We start from the raw sequence: 18,154 nt of genomic DNA, 5'->3' as shown, positions 1-18,154 counted from the left end.
TCATGCATGAAAAATTACTGGAATATTACAATCGTGAGTTGGCATGGCTGCGTGAAATGGGGGGAGAATTTGCTCGCCATTATCCTGGGGTTGCCGGGAGATTGGGAATGCAGGGGGATGACGTTACCGATCCTTACGTTGAGCGTTTGATGGAAGGTGTTGCTTTTTTGACTTCGCGCATTCAACTCAAAATGGATGCTGAATTTCCGCGTTTCTCTGCTCAGTTATTGGAAGCCCTTTACCCTAACTACCTTGCTGGTCTGCCTTCGATGGCAATTGTTGAATTACAGCCAGATCCGACTAAAGGGGATTTGAGTAAAGGTTTTCCTGTGCCTCGTGGTTCTCTGATGGAGAGTTTGGCACTGAAAAAGAAGGGGCTCAACTGTTGCTACCGTACAGCGCAAGATGTCACCTTACAACCGTTGCGTTTGCTACAGGTTGAATTGGGTGGTGTTCCTGCGGATATTCCGCTTGCTGCGCTTGGCGGTGCGAATGTACAGGGTGCTTTGCGTATTCAGTTATCGTGTTTTGATAATGTGTCGTTGGGCGAATTGCAATGTGATGAGCTGATGTTTTATCTCAGTGGCGGCGATATTCCCGCGTTGCAACTGCTGGAATTATTGATGGCACACGGTCAGGGCGTGTTGTGCCAAATTCCCGGCAGTTCAGTGCAGCGGTTATTGCTGCCATCTCAGGTATTGCGTCATGAGGGTTTTGCTTCTGAACAGGCATTGTTGCCGGTTGATTTGCGTAATGTAGAAGCTTATCGCCTGTTGCAGGAATATTTTGCTTTTCCTGCCCGTTTCCAGTTTTTCAGTATCAGTGGCTTACAGCCGCTGTTGGCGCAAGCCGGTAAACAACAGAGATTAGAAATTCAGATCTTGCTAGATGTGCGTTCGCCACAGTTGGAAAAGGTGGTGGATGTCAGCCATCTGGCTTTGCATTGTACTCCTGCTATTAACCTTTTCCCTCGTACTGCTGAGCCGATGATACTTAATGAACAACAGCATGAATATCATGTTGTGGTTGATAACATGCGTCCGCTTGATTATGAGGTTTTTTCTGTCACAGCATTACGCGGTATTGGTACTCAGCATGACGGCGACCAGCGCTATATTTTCCATCCGCTTTATCATACGCAGCATGATGATGCGTTGGTTAATGCGGGATATTTTTCTATCCGCCGTGAATCTCGTCTGTTGCCACAGGATGTAAACCGCTATGGTATGCGCTCTGATTATCTTGGCAGTGAGGTTTATGTTGCGCTGGCAGACGAGCATCACCCGCCTTGGCGTAGTGATTTGAAATATCTCAGTGCAGAAGTTTTGTGTACCAACCGTGATCTTCCTTTATTGCTACAACGTCAGGCTCAAGAAAGCTTGGTGATGCAGGATTCGGTACCTGTTTCTGGTGTTCAGTTACGTAAAGGTCCCAGCAATCCCCGTCCGGCATTGGCAGAGAGTCGTATCTGTTGGCAGCTAATCAATCAGTTACAACTTAACTACTTTAGCTTGCAGGATTGCACCACTGAACAGGGTGAAACAGAACTACGGCGGCTGTTGCGTTTTCATGCGAGTCAGGCAGATGCGGTGATTGCGCAGCAGATTAACGGTATCCGTTGTTGTCGCTTGCAGGCTCAAAATCGTCATATGACCGGTACACCGTTATTTCAGCGCGGTGTCAACGTGGCGTTGGAGGTAGATGAACAGGCATTTTCTGGTCGTTCTCCTTGGTTAATGGGGAGCGTATTGGCGCATCTGTTTAGCCGTTTGGTGACAATAAACAGTTTTGCGGAAACAACGCTCTCCAGTGTGCAACGGGGGACGATCGGATTTTGGTCGGGACGTGGTGGGGTAAGGACATTGTTATGAAGATATTTGCCATACATGCCGACAATCAGATCGTACAGGTTGGGGAAAAAATACAGACAGTATCATCCGCTCTTGATATTCATTTCTGGGCTGAAAAAGAAAAAACGCCGTGGGATTTTGATCTGTTTCAATTGCTACGGCGTATTGATGCACAGTCAGGAGCGCCCTATTCCTTGGGACGTTCACCTTTACCGCGTTATGAACCATTGCGCTTGGGGCAACAGCCGACATTGTGCTTTGCACCGGCAGAAATTGCGTCCATTGAGCCTTGCCCCGATGGTGCTCGCTATCAGATTAATATCAATAACTTTGGTCTGTTTGGCCCGAATGGACCTCTACCTCTACATGTTACTGAGTTTGCCTGGCAACGTCAGAAACAACATAAAGATCATGCATTGAGTGCCTTTTTTAACCTTTTTCAGCATCGTTTAATAACCTTATTTTGGCGTGCATGGGCAGACGCACAGCCTTGTCTTTCCTTTGATCGCAGCGATAACCGCCGCTTTGATCGCTTTTTTGCTAGCTTTATCGGCATGGAACACATTTCGAGTTACCGCCTCCGGCAGGAACGGACACATCACTATATGGCTGGGCACTTGAGCCGCTATCCGCGTAATAAAGAGGGTTTGCTGTGCTTGCTACGTTACCATTTTGGTTTACCAGTGACGTTACATGAAAACCAGTTTCATTGGTTAGCGATTGCTCGTGATGAGCAGTTACAGCTGCATAACCGGCATTCAGGTGCCCGGTTGGGGTGCGCAATCCGTCTCGGTATTGCTGTAGCTGATGTGCAATATGCATTTTGTCTGGAACTTGGTCCGCTCTCCTGGTCGGCATATCAGCGTTTCTTACCGGCTTCACGATTCGCAACATCCTGTTGTGATGATCTTCAGCAATTGTGTGATTGGGTTCGGGGTTATGTCGGCCTTGAATATGCCTGGAAACTCAGAATTACGTTGGATCATCAGCATTATCAGGGCTGTTCATTAGGTAGCACTCAGTCTTTGGGGCAAAACTGTTGGCTGGGACTTAACATCCATCATCACGATCGTAGCGATCTCTGTTTCAATCCAGATAAGGCTGCGTAGTCATAACAAGCCGCATCTGTTTTATTTTCTATCCAATATGGACGAGGGTTCTATGCCAGATATCAATCGCCAGTCACTATTTAATAAACTTAATCCGCCCTTGTTTAGTGCTTTGGAAAGCGCCAGTGCATTTTGTAAGCTACGGGGCAATCCTTATGTTGAACTGGCGCACTGGTTGCATCAGCTAATGCAGCAGAAAGCGGGCGATCTACAACAGATCATGGGCCATTTTGCCTTGGATGAGCAGCAGGTGGCACGGGATATTGTGCAAGCGCTGGATATGTTACCGCGTGGAGCGAGCGCGATTTCTGATCTTTCTGCACATATTGACGAGGCAGTAGAACGGGCTTGGGTGTGTAGTTCTGTGACCTTTGCGGCAGGTGAAATTCGTGGTGCTCACCTGTTGCTGGCCCTGTTGACGACTTTTAATCTGCGCCAGCATTTGTTAGCTATTTCCGCTCAGTTTGCCCGTATTAATGCGGGAAGTTTGGCGCAGGATTTTACTCATATCCTGAGCAACAGTACGGAAAATGGTCCTCAGAGAACGCAGGCAGAGAATGGGAATAATCAGTCAACATCAGAGAGTGCGTTACAAAATTATGCGCAGGATATGACTGCACTCGCGAGGGATGGGCGAATTGATCCTGTTGTTGGTCGGGATAAAGAGATTCGCCAATTGGTTGATATTCTGCTACGCCGTCGGCAAAACAATCCTTTGATTACTGGTGAGGCTGGCGTGGGTAAAACGGCGCTGGTGGAAGGATTGGCATTGCGTATTGCATCGGGTGATTTGCCGCCGTCATTGTGTCATGTTCAGCTTTGGTCATTGGATATTGGCCGTTTGGAAGCGGGCGCTGGCATGAAAGGAGAATTTGAGGCACGTTTGCAAGCGGTGATTAATGAAGTTCAGCAAAGCCCGGTTCCCATTATTCTGTTTATTGATGAGATACATATGCTAATTGGTGCGGGCGGTGCGCAAGGAGTTGGTGACGCCGCGAATTTGTTAAAACCGGCTCTGGCGCGTGGACAGTTGCGGACTATTGGTGCCACCACCTGGGCGGAATACAAAAAGCATATTGAAAAAGATCCGGCGCTGACCCGGCGTTTCCAGGTATTACAGGTCGAACAGCCAGACGAAGCGCTAGCTTTACAAATGATACGGAGTTTGTCTGGGCAACTGGAACAGCATCATGGTGTGTTATTACTGGACGAGGCGCTGGAAGCGGCGGTATCGCTCTCTCATCGTTATATTCCGGCTCGCCAATTGCCTGATAAAGCCATAGCTTTGCTTGATACCACCTGTGCACGGGTCGCGGTTAGCCAGCACAGTCAACCGGCGGTATTGGAGGATTATCGCCGTCAGCTTGATGCACTCCAAATTGAATATGAGATTGTTTGCCGCGAGCAGCAACTGGGGGGGGATCATGATGCACGCTTGGCTCAGCTTGATGAGCAGCGCGGTGAATTGCGGGCGGAGGAAGAACTGATGGTTCAACGTTGGCAGGCTGAAATAGCACTAGCTCAGCAGATTATCAGCTTGCGCCAACAACTGATTGCTAATGATGAAACTGCGGTAGATGATGCACAGCGTCTGGCCTGGCAGACACAGTTACAGGATTGTCGGCAACAATTGAGTTTGTTGCAGGGAGAACAGCCATTAATCACGGTGGCGGTGGATGCGCACAGTGTTGCGGCGGTGGTTGCGGATTGGACCGGCATCCCGCTTGGTCGGATGGTAAAAAATGAGCTCAATGTTGTTCAGAATCTGGAACACAGCTTAGGGCAACGGGTTATTGGTCAGCAATACGCGCTAAATATCATCAGTGAGCGGGTGCGGACAGCGCGTGCACATTTGGCTGATCCTAGTAGACCGGTGGGAGTATTTCTGCTGTGTGGTCCTTCTGGAGTCGGGAAGACCGAAACGGCATTAGCACTTGCTGAGAGCCTATATGGTGGTGAACAGAATCTGATTACCATCAATATGAGTGAGTTTCAGGAGCCACACAGCGTATCAACTCTGAAAGGGGCGCCACCGGGATATGTTGGTTATGGTGAAGGTGGAGTCTTAACAGAAGCGGTTCGGCGACGCCCATACAGTTTGGTGTTGCTTGATGAGGTGGAAAAAGCCCATTCTGATGTGCATGAACTGTTTTTTCAGGTATTCGATAAAGGCTGGATGGAAGATGGTGAAGGTCGGCGCATTGATTTCCGTAATACACTGATCATATTGACCTCGAATGTGGGTAGTCAGGAAGTTATCAACGCTTGTAGCCGGCAGGATGGTTTGCCGAATATAGAAACGTTGACACAGCAGTTACGCCAACCGTTGTTACGGGCTTTTCCTGCCGCACTGCTTGGCCGTTTGACGGTTCTTCCTTTTTTATCATTGAGTGACGAAATGTTGGAAAATATTGTGCAATTGCAGCTGGCGCGGGTGGCACAACGTTTGCGGGAAAATCATGGTATTGCAGCGCAGTTTGACCACCGAGTGACGCGACAGATTATGTCCTGTTGTATGGAACAGGAATCTGGTGCTCGCAGGATTGATTCGATTATTACGAATACTTTATTACCGCAAATTAGTCGTAAGTTGCTGACCGCAACAATAGAGAATCAGCATTATTCACAATTGCAGGTAACTTGGGAGGAGACGGCGTTTCAGTGTCATTTTTGCTGAGTATAGATACTGTCCTTAGTGTGTTAGAGCCCGGTTTTAATGTCGGGCTTAAAGACTTTGTTTTTTTGACTATTGTTACCAGTACATTTCTGGGATGGTAACAATAGTCAGATCCAACCCGTTCAGTGAGATCATCACTAAAAAAAGAAGATTAAAAGCTGTTTTCGTAGCTCGTGTGTGCTACATTGTGATGTGAACTGATAACAAGGAGCTAAGGCTAAAATGGCAACTATAAAAGCTGAAATTGTCAGAGCAAGAGTTGAACCCAAGTTGAAAGAAGATGCGGAAAATGTGTTATCCGCGTTGGGAATAAGTCTATCTGATGCTATTAGGATATTTTTAAATCAGGTTTCATTAAGGCAGGAATTTCCTATCGAATTAAAGGTACCTAACAGGACAACCCTAAAAACTATTGCTGCACCGGTAACTGATGAGGTATTCACTTCAGCAGATGAATTATTTTCTAGTGTGTGTGGTGGTGATGCTGAAGATTAGACAGAAAGCGCAATTTAAAAAGGATTTAAAAAAAGCGATTCTGGATAGAAAGAGGAACACGGAACTACTTAAAACACTCATTAACGGGCTAATTGTTACGGGTACTGTACCGGAGACTTTTAAGCCGCATCAATTAAAAGGAAATTGGAAACCGTGTATGGAATGCCATATACAACCAGATTTTTTGTTGATATGGGATGTTGATTGGGAAAAACAGGAACTAATCTTAATCCGATGTGGGTCTCATTCTGAATTATTTGGTTGATTTATAAGCTGGTAAAATCTTGGAATGACTTCTGTTCAGAATAATGTACTACAGCCTATGATATTGATAAATCATGTTAATATCTGTTTCTTCTACACAAATGCCCAACCAAAAAATGGGCATTTTTTTGAACTTCAATGCTGGATGCAGGACACATTCGGGTTAGCATCACTCGGTGATAACTGTCGCATAAAGATGAAAAGTATCAGAATATAATCGCGGAAATCCTTTTCTTCCGGCATTGGTAGCGATTCAATATCGCTGCCCACTTTATCCGGGATCGGCATATTTAACTTAAGGTATATAAGAACAGTCCGAACATGGCTGATTTTATCGCCGCCAATGTATGTGATAACTTATGGTTTATAACAAAAAAAGAACATATTATTAACATTTGAGCCGGCCAGGCCAATATAAGGGAGGTGAACAAGGTACAACATGAAGTTATTGTTACAAGCCATTCCTTTCGGATGAATAATGAATGCGAACAGCCCACAAAACTATTGAGATTCTTCTGTTGAAAAAGGGAAATATAGCAGTAATACTCAATTGCAATCAATGCAACTTTTAAAGCTTTTTCCTTTTTCAAAAATATCGTTAACTGTATTTAATCGAAGCCCATTAACCATTAATAAAGAGTTAAAAAGCAATCAGTGTAAAAACGAATATTATCCGTAAAAACATAAAGAGAATACCTTATTAAAACTACTCAATATTTCCGGTAAAACAACGTCAGTAAAACGGTTCATTAAACGTAAAACCACGATATGCCATGATGATTAAACTTGATAAAAAGCAGGTGTTAAATAGTGGTAAAAACAGTGGTTAAAACTTTATCCCGATTAACACCATGACTTTTAAAACAGTTTAAAACTGACCTATTATAAAATTATCAGTGAGAGATGAGTTTACACAAGTCATTCCGCTATTGGCTCAAGCACTGAATAACCATTACAATAGCGATAATGACATTATTACTATCCTTAATTATCTGTTCTTGGCGCTGGATTCCCCTTATTTTGAGCAAATCGTCCAGCAATTGAGTGAGCAGACTGAAAAACATCAGGAGGCAATTGTGAATATTGCACAACGCTTACAAGAGAAAGGAGAAAAATTGGGTTGGGAAAGAGGCCGTCAAGAAGGGATTGAACAAGGGATCGAACAAGAGAAATTACGTTCTCATCAGCGCCAATTAGAAACGGCCCGTACCCTGTTAAAAAATAGGGTAAGCCTGGATTTGATCATGGAAAGTACCGGTTTAAGTCGTGATGAACTGATCTCGTTGCAATAATTGTGTGCGGTTCCCTGCCCTTTCTTGTGGTAGGGAACTGGCGGTTACCTCATTGCCTTAAATCAACCTGTTTAGAATGATATCGCAATCCTATAGCAGTTTACCGCATCAAAAATCTGTTATTTTGACACCCATAAATACCGTCCGTTGTTACCGATTTAAATAAAAATTACCTATCATGTCTAAGATCGGGCAATATTGTTATGATTGATTTTTTAATAATGGAAAACGGGTGATGACTCTAATTTAATGATAGCGATGAACCGTTAAGTACCAGCCAATGATTTTGTCGTGATTATTAGAAATGGATCACGAATTTGATGAAATTTCTGAGAATTTTTACGTCATCGAATAAGAATCTCAATGAATGAAATTCAAAAAATCCTGTTTCGTTCAAGAATAGAATAAATATAAAGGTATAACGGACAAATATGGCATTCTCCGTTATGATAAGCCATATTGTGAATTGACCCCAGGTTAGGCACTTAATGAAGAAGAAGCACACACCAACTGCTCATGATGCCGCGTTTAAGGGTTTCATGACTCAAATCGAGAGCGCGAGGGATTTTTTCACTATTCACTTACCGGAGCATATTAAGTCGTTGTGTGATTTTAGTACGCTAAGTCTAACTAACTCTTCATTCATTAATAAGAAACTGCGATCACGGTTATCGGATGTGTTGTATTCCGTGCAAACCACCGAGGGAGAAGGCTATATCTATCTTTTGGTTGAGCATCAATCTACGCCGGATAAACTGATGGCCTGGAGATTAATGCATTATGCGTTTTTGGCGATGAATCAGCATTTGCAACAAGGGAACAAAACATTGCCGTTAGTGGTGCCAGTGCTGTTTTATCACGGTGGCCGTTCCCCTTACCCGTATTCGCAATTGTGGACCGATTGTTTTTCACTGCCGGATATTGCTAATGTGTTGTACACCGGCCCTTTTCCTCTGGTAGATGTAACGGTTATCGATGATAATGAACTGGTGAATCATCGAAAAGTGGCCGTGATGGAGCTGGCGATGAAGCACAAGCACCTACGGGATGAGTTTACACAAGTCATTCCGCTATTGGCTCAAGCACTGAATAACCATTACAATAGCGATAATGACATTATTACTATCCTTAATTATCTGTTCTTGGCGCTGGATTCCCCTTATTTTGAGCAAATCGTCCAGCAATTGAGTGAGCAGACTGAAAAACATCAGGAGGCAATTGTGAATATTGCACAACGCTTACAAGAGAAAGGAGAAAAATTGGGTTGGGAAAGAGGCCGTCAAGAAGGGATTGAACAAGGGATTGAACAAGGGATCGAACGAGGGATCGAACAAGAGAAATTACGTTCTCATCAGCGCCAATTAGAAACGGCCCGTACCCTGTTAAAAAATAGGGTAAGCTTGGATTTGATCATGGAAAGTACCGGTTTAAGTCGTGATGAACTGATCTCGTTGCAATAATTGTGTGCGGTTCCCAGCCCTTTCTTGCGGTAGGGAACTGGAGGTTACCTCATAGCCTTAAATCAACCTGTTTAGAATGATATCGCAATCCTATAGCAGTTTACCGCATCAAAAATCTGTCATTTTGACACCCATAAATTTGAGGTTGATGGCAATATTGATTTTACGCACCAAATTGATTTTTGGGGAAATTATGTATATTGGTCTGTAGATATGAGATAGGTTTTTCAAGATTATGATTGAGTTTATCTTTAATTTTGGCCGTTATCAGGAAAAGTGCTAACTAATAAGGTCAGCACCTTATGACTAATCTGGTTTATATCCTTCATCTTTCAAGCTTCCGCTTTGTTGGCTGCTTTCATTTACCCCAGTCACATAGTCATCTATGCTCCTGGGGATGCGTTCACTTGCCGCCTCGCTGCAACTCGAAATCTATTGGGTATATATCCTTATCATCAGTTTCGATTTAAATAAATTACTACTAGTAATTTTATTATTTAATATCTTTTTAACTTCAAAAAGTTAATTTTTTTAATATCTAATTGCGGAGAATATCAGGTCATTCCAGTAGTTTTCTGTCTGTGTTATTCGCCATTATTGTTGTCGAAAATCGTGTTTAATTTTTGTTGATAAATACTGAGGAAAAAGGCATTGAATAATGTCGATGATTGCTGACGTATCTCTTCGGTAGTTTGTTGGTAACGCTCAGTGAAATTATCCCACAATTTTGCCTTACGGTGCTGTGTGCCATTCATGTGCCAGAAGTGCGCTGCGGGGACACTGTTTTCGTCGTAGGATGGGTCAAAACGATTCATGATGGAGTTAAGGCAATAGAAAAGTGCTTCTTTCATTGCCTGTTCGTGTCTGTCTGACATTTGATATGTTTGTGGGGCGGTCATGTCGTTGGCAGTGGCGGTTGTCGGTTCTTTTTTGAACATGCATAGCGGATCGAGCTGTTTTACCTGCTCTTCCCATAGTTGCAATGGTGTAACAGATTGGCGGGTATTTTGTTGAAACAGAGTATGACCGCTAGCACTGTGACGTTGGGCCGTAAAGAGTTGCATTGGATCAGTGGGGCGGGTAGCAAGTTGGTCAAGGGATAGCACAGGCTCTGTTCCTTGTTTCGGTAGCATAAAATTTGCTAATGACAGCTGCTCGTCCTCTGTAGGATTTTTTTCTGTGGGCAATGTTGCATTTAATTCATCCCATAGTGCTGCGGAAATATCAGTTTCTGGTATTTCCTGTTCGGCAGAACGGTATTTTGTTGTTTCCGTTTTATTCACCGTCAGGGAATAATTTCCAATCTGGAGTTTGCTATTTTCTTGTAGAGATGTGGTTTCTCCACGCGCTAATGGGATATTATTAATCATCATGAAAGCAGTTCCAATATTAGTAATAGTGCAGGCACCTTGGGTAGAAATATGTACACTGGCTTGTAATGCCGAAATACAATTACTCGGATCTGGCAACACAAAATGATTATCTTCGCTGGTACCGATAGTGCCACCGGGAGGATAAAAAATATGACTGCTATTTGCTGTCATGTCACCTGCTGGAGTATTGATGATGGTTATTTGCATAATAACTTCGCTCATTATCTTGAAAATTATTTAACCTTCCTCCACGAAAAAAAGTGTGCAGTATCCTGATGGAAACGAATATAGCGTATTCCGGGAGGAAGGTTATTTTTTTACTGACTTAGTTGTCAGTGAGTGTTTTCACTATTCAGGGCGGTTCGTTTGTGTGTTCCATTTAAATTCCACTTCAGCACCGCTTTTTCCTTCGTTATCCTGTTCCTTATAAATTACTTTGGCTTTATTCGGAGAGAAGCTGTATTTCACGCCAATTGTACCGGGCTTAATGTCAGTTGAACCTTCTGTCAGATGCGGAATGTCACGGTTAAAATCAACCAGCTCAATGCTGTCAAGTAACGCACTTTCAAGTGTAATAGTGGTGAACTCTTGTTGCTCACTTCCAGCCTTGCGCATGGTTAACTTCACTTCAGGAAGATGAGTTCCTAGCGCTAATTTCTGCATTAACGTTGGCATTGCCTTATCCATACGGGCGTAGACCACCAGAGAGTGAATTTTGGCGCGCCCACTTCCGCCACCGCCACCGCTACCGGTTTCTACTGGTTGTGACAGCTCCCATTTAAAGGTATGGACATCAATACCATTGGGATGATTGCTGTCTTTACATTCACCGGAGACATCTTTGATATCCAGATAGATACTGTTGTTCATCATCGTATTCCTTCATTCAGTGATTTTCAGGATTAACCGCCACTCTGTTTTAGAGAAGGCAGTTTTGATACCAACCGTAGGGAAACAGTTAATCCCTCCAGTTGATAATGGGGACGCAGGAAGAATTTGGCTTGATAGTAGCCGGGGTTATCTTCCTGTTCGCTAACTTGTACTTCCGCCGCTGCCAGCGGTTTACGCGCTTTGGTCTGTTGTGAGGAGTTAGCGGGATCGCCGTCAACATAGTTGAGAATCCATTTATTCAACCAGCGTTCAATGTCATTGCGGTTTTGAAACGATCCCACTTTGTCACGCACTATGCATTTCAGATAATGCGCGAAGCGGCAGCAGGCAAATAGATAAGGTAAACGGGCGGCCAGATTAGCGTTTGCTGTGGCATCCGCATCCATATATTCCGCCGGTTTTTGCAGTGATTGAGCGCCGATAAACGCGGCAAAATCAGAGTTTTTACGATAAACCAACGGGATAAAACCGTTTTTGGCTAACTCGGCCTCGCGGCGATCACTGATTGCGATTTCGGTCGGGCATTTGATATCTAAACCGCCATCATCTGTCGGGAAAGTGTGACATATCAGTTTATCTACCGCTCCGCCTGACTCGACGCCTCGGATGGATGCACACCAGCCATATTCTTTAAATGAGCGATTGATATTGACCGCCATGGCATAGGCTGCGTTGCTCCATACGTAGTTACTATGAGTGGCCCCAGCGGTTTTTTCTTCGAAATCGAATCCTTCAACTGGATTGGTACTGATTCCGTAAGGTAAACGAGCCAGAAAACGTGGCATGACTAAGCCGATATAACGGGCATCTTCTGATTCACGCAAACTACGCCAAGATGCGTATTCGGTGTTGAGAAAGATCTTGCTTAGATCGCGCGGGTTTGCTAGCTCTTGCCAGGTTTCCATTTGCATCACTCCGGGCGAAGCGCTGCTGATAAAAGGACAATGGGCAGCGGCAGCGATACGGGCCATTTCTCCCAGCAACTCAACGTCCTGCGGATTGTGGTCGAAATAGTAATCACCGACCAGACAACCAAGAGGTTCTCCGCCAAATTGGCCGTATTCTTCTTCATAAATCCGTTTGAAAACAGGACTTTGATCCCAGGCTGTTCCTTTATAGCGTTTCAGTGTGCGTCCTAACTCTTTCTTCTCGACGCTCATAACACGTATTTTTAGCATTTCGCTGGTTTCTGTGTTGTTCACCAGATAGAGCAGCCCACGCCATGCCCCCTCCAGAGCCTGAAAATCAGGATGATGGAGAATTTCGTTGATCTGTTGAGAGAGTTTGTTGTCAATAGCGGCAATCAGCGCTTGAATGGTGCTGAAAGTGTCGCTCGATAATGTCAGGCTATTTTCCAGAGCCTGATGTGCCAGAGTTTTAACCGCATTTTCCACCGCAAGGCGTGCTTGATCTGTTTTCGGGCGAAACTCTTTTTTGAGTAGTGCACTGAGCTCTCCCTGGCTGTAACTGTCGGTCTGAGTTTGGTTTTCACTGGCAGCATGGATTTCAGACTGGCTCATGAGTGCCTCCTTGATCTTGTTTTGCTACCGAGTCGGTGGACTCGGTATTATTCAACGGTGCAGTACTTAATGATTTCAGTAATTCAGGATTTTGCAGGATGGACGCGATCAACTCTTCGGCACCACTTTTGCCGTCCATATAGGACAGCAGATTAGCTAACTGAGTACGGGCTTCCAGGAGTTGATTAAGCGGTTCTACCTGACGTGCTATCGAATCAGGTAGAAAGTCATCCATGGTGTTGAAAGTGAGTGCGACCTGAATTTTGCCTTCACCGCTCAGGGTGTTGTCCACCGGAAAAGCCACGCTTGGGCATAGTGATTTCATACGGTCATCGAAGTTATCAACATCAATATCGAGAAACTTGCGCTGACCTAGCGGAGGAAGTTGATCAGCAGATTTTCCGGCTAAATCCGACATGACGCCCATGACAAAAGGCAGCTGAACTTTACGTTCACTACCGTATAGTTCGACGTCATATTCAATTTGTACTCGTGGAGCACGGTTACGAGCGATGAATTTTTGCCCGCTATTTGATCCTGACATAATATTCTCCATCGGAAAAATCAGTGGTTATGGGTAATTAACGAAGCACAACAGCCCTTCTGGCATATTGCCTGATATTCTGTTGCGTTTCTGACCTCGTTATGTGTGCTTTTCACGGCCAAAAAAGTGCTCAAGTTGATCGACAGCTTCCGGCGCAAGGTTGCGCATAATGCTCATAAAATCCTGACTCATTAGGCGTTGTATCCGTTCAATCATCAGTGGTGCCGGATGGCTGGATTCATGTAGCAGAAAGTACTGTCGTACCGCTTCTAGTGCCTGTTGGGCCTGTTCGCGGTTTTGAATGTCAGATGTCTGCCAACCATGGGATATTTTTTGTTGTGGAGGTGTATTCTCTGGCGGGGGATATGCTGTATTTTCCACCGTCTTAACCGCGCTGGTTTCAGGGACGAGAAGTTGTGTCAGATGATTAAGTGTTGCCATCTGACGGCGCATATCGGGTAGCCCGCTGTCGCCAAGATGATGGCGCAATGTGCTAAATAAGCATTGAAGAGTGGCCGCTATTTGTGGGATCTGTTTGATGACCGGTGCTGCACTTTTTCGTAATTCGGCGATCAGAAGATCGATCCCACCAGGAAATGGGTGATCTTCCGCACTACTGCCATCTAGACATTTCATTACATCCGCTACTGTAAGGATGAGTCCGTTCAGCTGGGCAAATTCGCAAAGGCGTACTTGTTTAGCCAGCGCGAAACCATCACTCAGTCCTTGTAATGCGTTAATACGCATCAGCAAGTCTGGCTCCCCATCGAGCTCTGCGGCAGGCCACAATGTTTCCCAATAACGACTGATCGTCTGTTCCAATAACAGCAGCCCCTGTTCATATCCAGTCAAACCGTATTGACTGCACCAGGCTTGCATTAGCAAGATGATAATGCGCAGATCCTTACTACGAGCCAGCAGAACCAAGGCACTTTTCTCTATCTGACGCCAATCGGGTTCCTGAGCTGGCATGATAAAATCACCGAATTGCTGTTCAGCTTTTCCTGCTGCCAATTGAATCAGTTGCATGAATTCGGCGCTGTATTCCAGGTCTTCTCCACAGGGATGTTCCTGGCTGATCGGGTTAAGCAAAGATGCAATATTCATCAGGTTCTCCTTATGGTTTGATACAAGTAAATTCCGGCAGAACAAACGGGTTGTGTATGCTATCGGGGGTGAGTATCAGCGTGGCTTGGTGCCCTGCCAGATTGAAAGTGATTCGATAATGCATGCTGTCCTCCTGAAACCATTTTCCTGCATCAATCAGCCTGTTTAATGCCCAAGGCCCTGAAGTTTCCAGTGATTTGGTTTTGCCATTAGCCAACAGCATGGTCAGTTTGGCTTTACCGGCATTGTTGCTACCGGGCCAGGTGAAGTACCAGGATGTCAGCGGACCGTGGCTGTAACTGGCATTTTGATCGTTGAGTGTCAGCGACAGGGTAAGGATGTCGTTATCCATGCGCAGAGGTTGCAAGGTAAGGGAGAAAGAGGGTTGTGAAGAGGCGGTACCAAAAAATGCATCACGGACAAACTGCGCTTGCCGGAATGTTTTTAGCAGTGACTGATCTTCTGGCTTGGTACTGCCTAGTGCCCAGGGGAAAAAGCGCCATTCGTTGCCTTGGGTGTTGACCTTATCCACCAGATATTGATTAAAAAAGCGATCCATTAACCCCTGATTCGGCGCAAACATATGTGCCATATCGTCGGGAGTCATATCACGTTTGCTGTGGCGGGAAAGCGGATAACGTCCGGCAATGGCCTCACGGCAGAAGTCACTTAACTGAGCATTGGCCAATTGGTGTATGCGCGAAACTGCCTGTTGTTGCGTGTCGCCTTTGGCCCCCTGCGTCATGTCCATGATAATGCTGCGGAACGGAGCAGGCAGGCGGCCGGCATCAGCCTGTAATTGTGTCAGTATGGTACCCGAAGAGGAGGCTGTCGCTTCACCATTTTCCTGTAAGGCGGTAAGGTAGCGATACAAGTCCCCCAGTTTCTTGAACAGATCATCAAAGGCGATCGCGTCACTGTTATTTCCCTGTGGACGTGCCAGATCGAGCAGATCACGATAGTGACTTCTAACAATCTGTTCTGGTGAAGGTGGCGCTGGGGTAGTTCTGACCGCCGGAAACAGATTTTGTAATTTTCGAGAGGCTTCATCGTTCAGTTGCTGGCCCAGCTGCGTGAGTTTGCCATGATCTTCGGGTGGAGATAATGCAACAATGTGGCTGATGCCAATTAGCAGATTACGCAGGGGCGAGTGGGCGCCAGAGAGAATACGCACATTATTAATACGCTGGTTGAGGCTACTTGTCGGGATTAGAGCGATATCATTGAGAAATGTATCCCACTCCAACATAAAGTCATCCATATAAAGCTGGCGTACTCGGCAGGCAGCGTCGCACCCTTCCTGTACCTGTGGCGGAATATTGAGTACCCAGCGATCAGTATCATGAAGTGTCTTTACCGTATCATCGACCTGTGCAACCAGACCGTGCCAATATCCGTCTGGTGTAAAAAAGCCGGGGATCGCCGCAGTATCTGGCAGGTCGCTTTTACGTTTTAATACCAACTCAGCCTGAGAACCCGCCAAATCAAGCAGATTGACGGATTTGAAACGTCCGCTATTGATCAGCCTTTTTTTTATGCTGGTATAAACCCGCTGGGAAAACGTAGAACGCATGATATTTTTTATCGCTTCCTGTATCAGCTGTTGGTCCTTGTGTTGAGACCAGGAAGGTTGACTGTGATTCAGTAGCTGATAAAGATGTTCCTGAAGTGCTTGACGTTGTGCCTCATTCAACTTTTCACCACTGGGAATATGAGACAGATTCAACATCAGCCAAGCGGTAAGGAATTTGCCATCGTAATGTTGTGTCTGAAATAGCATTTGGTAGGCTTTCAGTGCTTCGTAAGTTGATTCACTGTTATTGCTATCAGCTTGCTGACGCAGAATACTCTCGACTTGCTGTGTCACCAGAGGCAGCAATAAATTCTTTAACGCATGCTGATAAACGGGATAGCTGGCACTGTTCAGTTGCGGGCCTTGATATAATCCCATACCGTAAACAAGTGGCGGACTGTCTGGATTAATTTGCTGATTAGTTGTCAGTGACTGTAGCTGTGTCAAATACTGGATCAAGTGTGGTAGATCGCGAGCTGATGGTTTGTTCAGCGCCCGGCCCTGTTGTTCTAGTAGAGGAAGTCGGGCTGTAATTTGTGCCAGATAACTCTTGTTATTGTGGTAACTTGTCAGTAGTAGTAAGCAGATCCCAGCCATTAGACTGAGTAATAGTCCACATCCGGTCAGTAGCATGAAGCGTCGGCGCAATTCGTACATGCGGTTGATCCCTGCCAGCCCACTCTCAGCCAAAATGATTTTTTGGAATAATTGTCTCAGAAAGTAACTGCGGGCAGTCCGGTGAGTTGTTTCGCCATCGCTATTGGTAACAGAGGAAAGCGCATAACTGTAATCGAACAGATTATCTTGCGTAGTTCCATTACTGTGCTGAAATTCCCCATGCTTTTGGTTAGCGCTGGTGAAATAGAGACCATGTGGTAACCATGGGCGATCAAAGCCAGAAGTGGCAAAAATAATACTCAGATAACGCATCAAGACTGGGCGTAGGGTGGCAAATGCCTGTGGGAAGGCAAAGCTTTGTTCCCGTTGAGTGATATCCTGTTGGGTTATTAAGGTATCCGCCAGTGCAGCGTCCAGACGTTGCTGCAAACGGTCATATTGCTCATCCAGCATCTGTTGTAAATCGTTATGGGAATGCAATGCTTGTTCCCAGGGAAAGGTGAAACCCCAGACCTGATCCAATTCTTCGCCATAAAAACCGTTGAAGTAGCTACTGAACCCCGGGAGCAAGTCAGCTTTGGTGATCATCACGTAGACCGGAAAGTCAATTTTCAGTTGTAAACGTAAATCCATCAGTCTCTTACGCAGTAATAACGCCTGATGATATTGCGCGTCATTATCTTGTTGCAGCAGATCTTGTACGCTGATTGTCAGAATAACGGCGTTGATTGGCTGACGTGGACGATAACGTTTTAGCAGTTTTAATAAGGCCTGCCACAAAGGGTTGCCTTCCTTAAGGTACTCTCCGGCAGGGCTAAGAATGACGCCTTGCAGGGTGAAATACCATGAACAGTGCGATTCGGCATTGGTTTCAGGAAAAGCGAACTGGCTTGGATAGGTTGTGTGGTAGAAGTCTAACCCTGAATTCAGTAGAGATTTATCTTTACCACATCCTTTGGTACCCAAAACCAGATACCAGGGCAGGCGATAGAGATAGAATTTGCCCAGACGTGTGGTGAGTTGTTCGCCATTCAGACGTAACCCTCGTTTGATCAGGGACGCCGCTTGTTTAAAATTGTCAGCGAGGGATTGAGAGGCGTTTCGGGTTGTTGGCGTGACATTGCTGACATGGTGTAAACGGCGGCGCAAACGAGCATTTACCCATACCTGATAGAGAAAAGGCAACAGCCGTAGCAATAACCACAGCGAAATCAGGGCGGTGATAGCTATTTGGCGTTGGACTTCGGTTGCTAGTGGATGGTGATCACCGATGGCGATAAATGGCCCGATGATCCAAATAAGCAGACACAATGCGGCAACGATCAGCGCCCCCCAAAACAGGCGATTAGTGATGATGGCGATAAATGCTCTTAACATTTTC

The 18,154-nt window shown here is 45.4% G+C and carries 13 protein-coding genes and 1 pseudogene; 7 read left to right on the top strand and 7 right to left on the bottom strand.

The window, feature by feature from the left end; genetic code table 11:
• Positions 1 to 2 precede the first annotated feature (2 nt).
• The 5 genes from tssF to BDD30_RS25020 all read left to right on the top strand — a co-directional run bounded on the left by tssF (position 3) and on the right by BDD30_RS25020 (position 6,396).
• Complete coding sequence (gene tssF / locus BDD30_RS09240) at positions 3 to 1,871, top strand: type VI secretion system baseplate subunit TssF (protein WP_015835881.1); 1,869 nt, start codon at positions 3 to 5, stop codon at positions 1,869 to 1,871.
• A complete protein-coding gene (gene tssG, locus BDD30_RS09235; protein WP_015835880.1) occupies positions 1,868 to 2,959 on the top strand; it encodes a type VI secretion system baseplate subunit TssG in 1,092 nt (363 codons plus the stop codon). The genes tssF and tssG overlap by 4 nt, the downstream gene beginning before the upstream one ends.
• 52 nt (positions 2,960 to 3,011) lie before the next feature.
• Complete coding sequence (tssH, locus tag BDD30_RS09230; protein WP_015835879.1) at positions 3,012 to 5,636, top strand: type VI secretion system ATPase TssH; 2,625 nt, start codon at positions 3,012 to 3,014, stop codon at positions 5,634 to 5,636.
• Between the two features lie 222 nt (positions 5,637 to 5,858).
• The gene (locus tag BDD30_RS09225; RefSeq protein ID WP_015835878.1) at positions 5,859 to 6,131 is read left to right on the top strand and encodes a type II toxin-antitoxin system RelB/DinJ family antitoxin; all 273 of its coding nucleotides are present in this window, start codon (positions 5,859 to 5,861) and stop codon (positions 6,129 to 6,131) included.
• A complete protein-coding gene (locus BDD30_RS25020) occupies positions 6,067 to 6,396 on the top strand; it encodes a type II toxin-antitoxin system YafQ family toxin (protein WP_407946580.1) in 330 nt (109 codons plus the stop codon). The genes BDD30_RS09225 and BDD30_RS25020 overlap by 65 nt, the downstream gene beginning before the upstream one ends.
• Before the next feature lie 200 nt (positions 6,397 to 6,596).
• Here the strand turns inward: BDD30_RS25020 and BDD30_RS09215 are convergent.
• Positions 6,597 to 6,683: pseudogene (locus BDD30_RS09215) on the bottom strand (S-type pyocin domain-containing protein); the annotation flags it as partial.
• A 608-nt stretch (positions 6,684 to 7,291) separates the two neighbouring features.
• Between BDD30_RS09215 and BDD30_RS09210 the strand changes: the two are divergent.
• The gene (locus BDD30_RS09210; protein ID WP_015835876.1) at positions 7,292 to 7,687 is read left to right on the top strand and encodes an RpnC/YadD family protein; all 396 of its coding nucleotides are present in this window, start codon (positions 7,292 to 7,294) and stop codon (positions 7,685 to 7,687) included.
• 488 nt (positions 7,688 to 8,175) lie between these two features.
• A complete protein-coding gene (locus BDD30_RS09205) occupies positions 8,176 to 9,147 on the top strand; it encodes an Rpn family recombination-promoting nuclease/putative transposase (RefSeq protein ID WP_015835875.1) in 972 nt (323 codons plus the stop codon).
• A gap of 584 nt (positions 9,148 to 9,731) precedes the next feature.
• Here the strand turns inward: BDD30_RS09205 and BDD30_RS09200 are convergent.
• The 6 genes from BDD30_RS09200 to tssM all read right to left on the bottom strand — a co-directional run bounded on the left by BDD30_RS09200 (position 9,732) and on the right by tssM (position 18,150).
• Positions 9,732 to 10,727, bottom strand: a complete 996-nt coding sequence (locus BDD30_RS09200) for a type VI secretion system-associated FHA domain protein (protein WP_015835874.1) — start codon at positions 10,725 to 10,727, stop codon at positions 9,732 to 9,734.
• Positions 10,728 to 10,868: 141 nt separating this feature from the next.
• Positions 10,869 to 11,390 (bottom strand): Hcp family type VI secretion system effector, encoded by a 522-nt coding sequence (locus BDD30_RS09195; protein WP_015835873.1) that lies wholly within the window; start codon positions 11,388 to 11,390, stop codon positions 10,869 to 10,871.
• A 32-nt stretch (positions 11,391 to 11,422) separates the two neighbouring features.
• The gene (tssC, locus tag BDD30_RS09190) at positions 11,423 to 12,931 is read right to left on the bottom strand and encodes a type VI secretion system contractile sheath large subunit (RefSeq protein ID WP_015835872.1); all 1,509 of its coding nucleotides are present in this window, start codon (positions 12,929 to 12,931) and stop codon (positions 11,423 to 11,425) included.
• Positions 12,918 to 13,475: a type VI secretion system contractile sheath small subunit gene (gene tssB, locus BDD30_RS09185; protein ID WP_015835871.1), complete on the bottom strand. Its 558-nt coding sequence runs from the start codon at positions 13,473 to 13,475 to the stop codon at positions 12,918 to 12,920. The genes tssC and tssB overlap by 14 nt, the downstream gene beginning before the upstream one ends.
• 99 nt (positions 13,476 to 13,574) lie before the next feature.
• The gene (tssA, locus tag BDD30_RS09180; RefSeq protein WP_015835870.1) at positions 13,575 to 14,582 is read right to left on the bottom strand and encodes a type VI secretion system protein TssA; all 1,008 of its coding nucleotides are present in this window, start codon (positions 14,580 to 14,582) and stop codon (positions 13,575 to 13,577) included.
• Between the two features lie 10 nt (positions 14,583 to 14,592).
• Positions 14,593 to 18,150 (bottom strand): type VI secretion system membrane subunit TssM, encoded by a 3,558-nt coding sequence (gene tssM / locus BDD30_RS09175; RefSeq protein WP_015835869.1) that lies wholly within the window; start codon positions 18,148 to 18,150, stop codon positions 14,593 to 14,595.
• Between the last annotated feature and the right edge of the window lie 4 nt (positions 18,151 to 18,154).

Origin of the sequence: Photorhabdus asymbiotica, assembly GCF_003634575.1 — a bacterium.
Classification (GTDB): Bacteria; Pseudomonadota; Gammaproteobacteria; order Enterobacterales; family Enterobacteriaceae; genus Photorhabdus; species Photorhabdus asymbiotica.
Note: the sequence above shows the minus strand (reverse complement) of the source record. Positions and strands in the feature narration are given on the sequence as shown.

Bases quoted from the DNA above. Each gene is read 5' to 3' on its own strand.
- tssF (WP_015835881.1), top strand. From the start codon at position 3: ATGCATGAAAAATTACTGGAATATTACAATCGTGAGTTGGCATGGCTG.
- tssG (WP_015835880.1), top strand. From the start codon at position 1,868: ATGAAGATATTTGCCATACATGCCGACAATCAGATCGTACAGGTTGGG.
- tssH (WP_015835879.1), top strand. From the start codon at position 3,012: ATGCCAGATATCAATCGCCAGTCACTATTTAATAAACTTAATCCGCCC.
- BDD30_RS09225 (WP_015835878.1), top strand. From the start codon at position 5,859: ATGGCAACTATAAAAGCTGAAATTGTCAGAGCAAGAGTTGAACCCAAG.
- BDD30_RS25020 (WP_407946580.1), top strand. From the start codon at position 6,067: ATGAGGTATTCACTTCAGCAGATGAATTATTTTCTAGTGTGTGTGGTG.
- BDD30_RS09205 (WP_015835875.1), top strand. From the start codon at position 8,176: ATGAAGAAGAAGCACACACCAACTGCTCATGATGCCGCGTTTAAGGGT.
- BDD30_RS09200 (WP_015835874.1), bottom strand. From the start codon at position 10,727: ATGCAAATAACCATCATCAATACTCCAGCAGGTGACATGACAGCAAAT.
- BDD30_RS09195 (WP_015835873.1), bottom strand. From the start codon at position 11,390: ATGAACAACAGTATCTATCTGGATATCAAAGATGTCTCCGGTGAATGT.
- tssC (WP_015835872.1), bottom strand. From the start codon at position 12,931: ATGAGCCAGTCTGAAATCCATGCTGCCAGTGAAAACCAAACTCAGACC.
- tssB (WP_015835871.1), bottom strand. From the start codon at position 13,475: ATGTCAGGATCAAATAGCGGGCAAAAATTCATCGCTCGTAACCGTGCT.
- tssA (WP_015835870.1), bottom strand. From the start codon at position 14,582: ATGAATATTGCATCTTTGCTTAACCCGATCAGCCAGGAACATCCCTGT.
- tssM (WP_015835869.1), bottom strand. From the start codon at position 18,150: ATGTTAAGAGCATTTATCGCCATCATCACTAATCGCCTGTTTTGGGGG.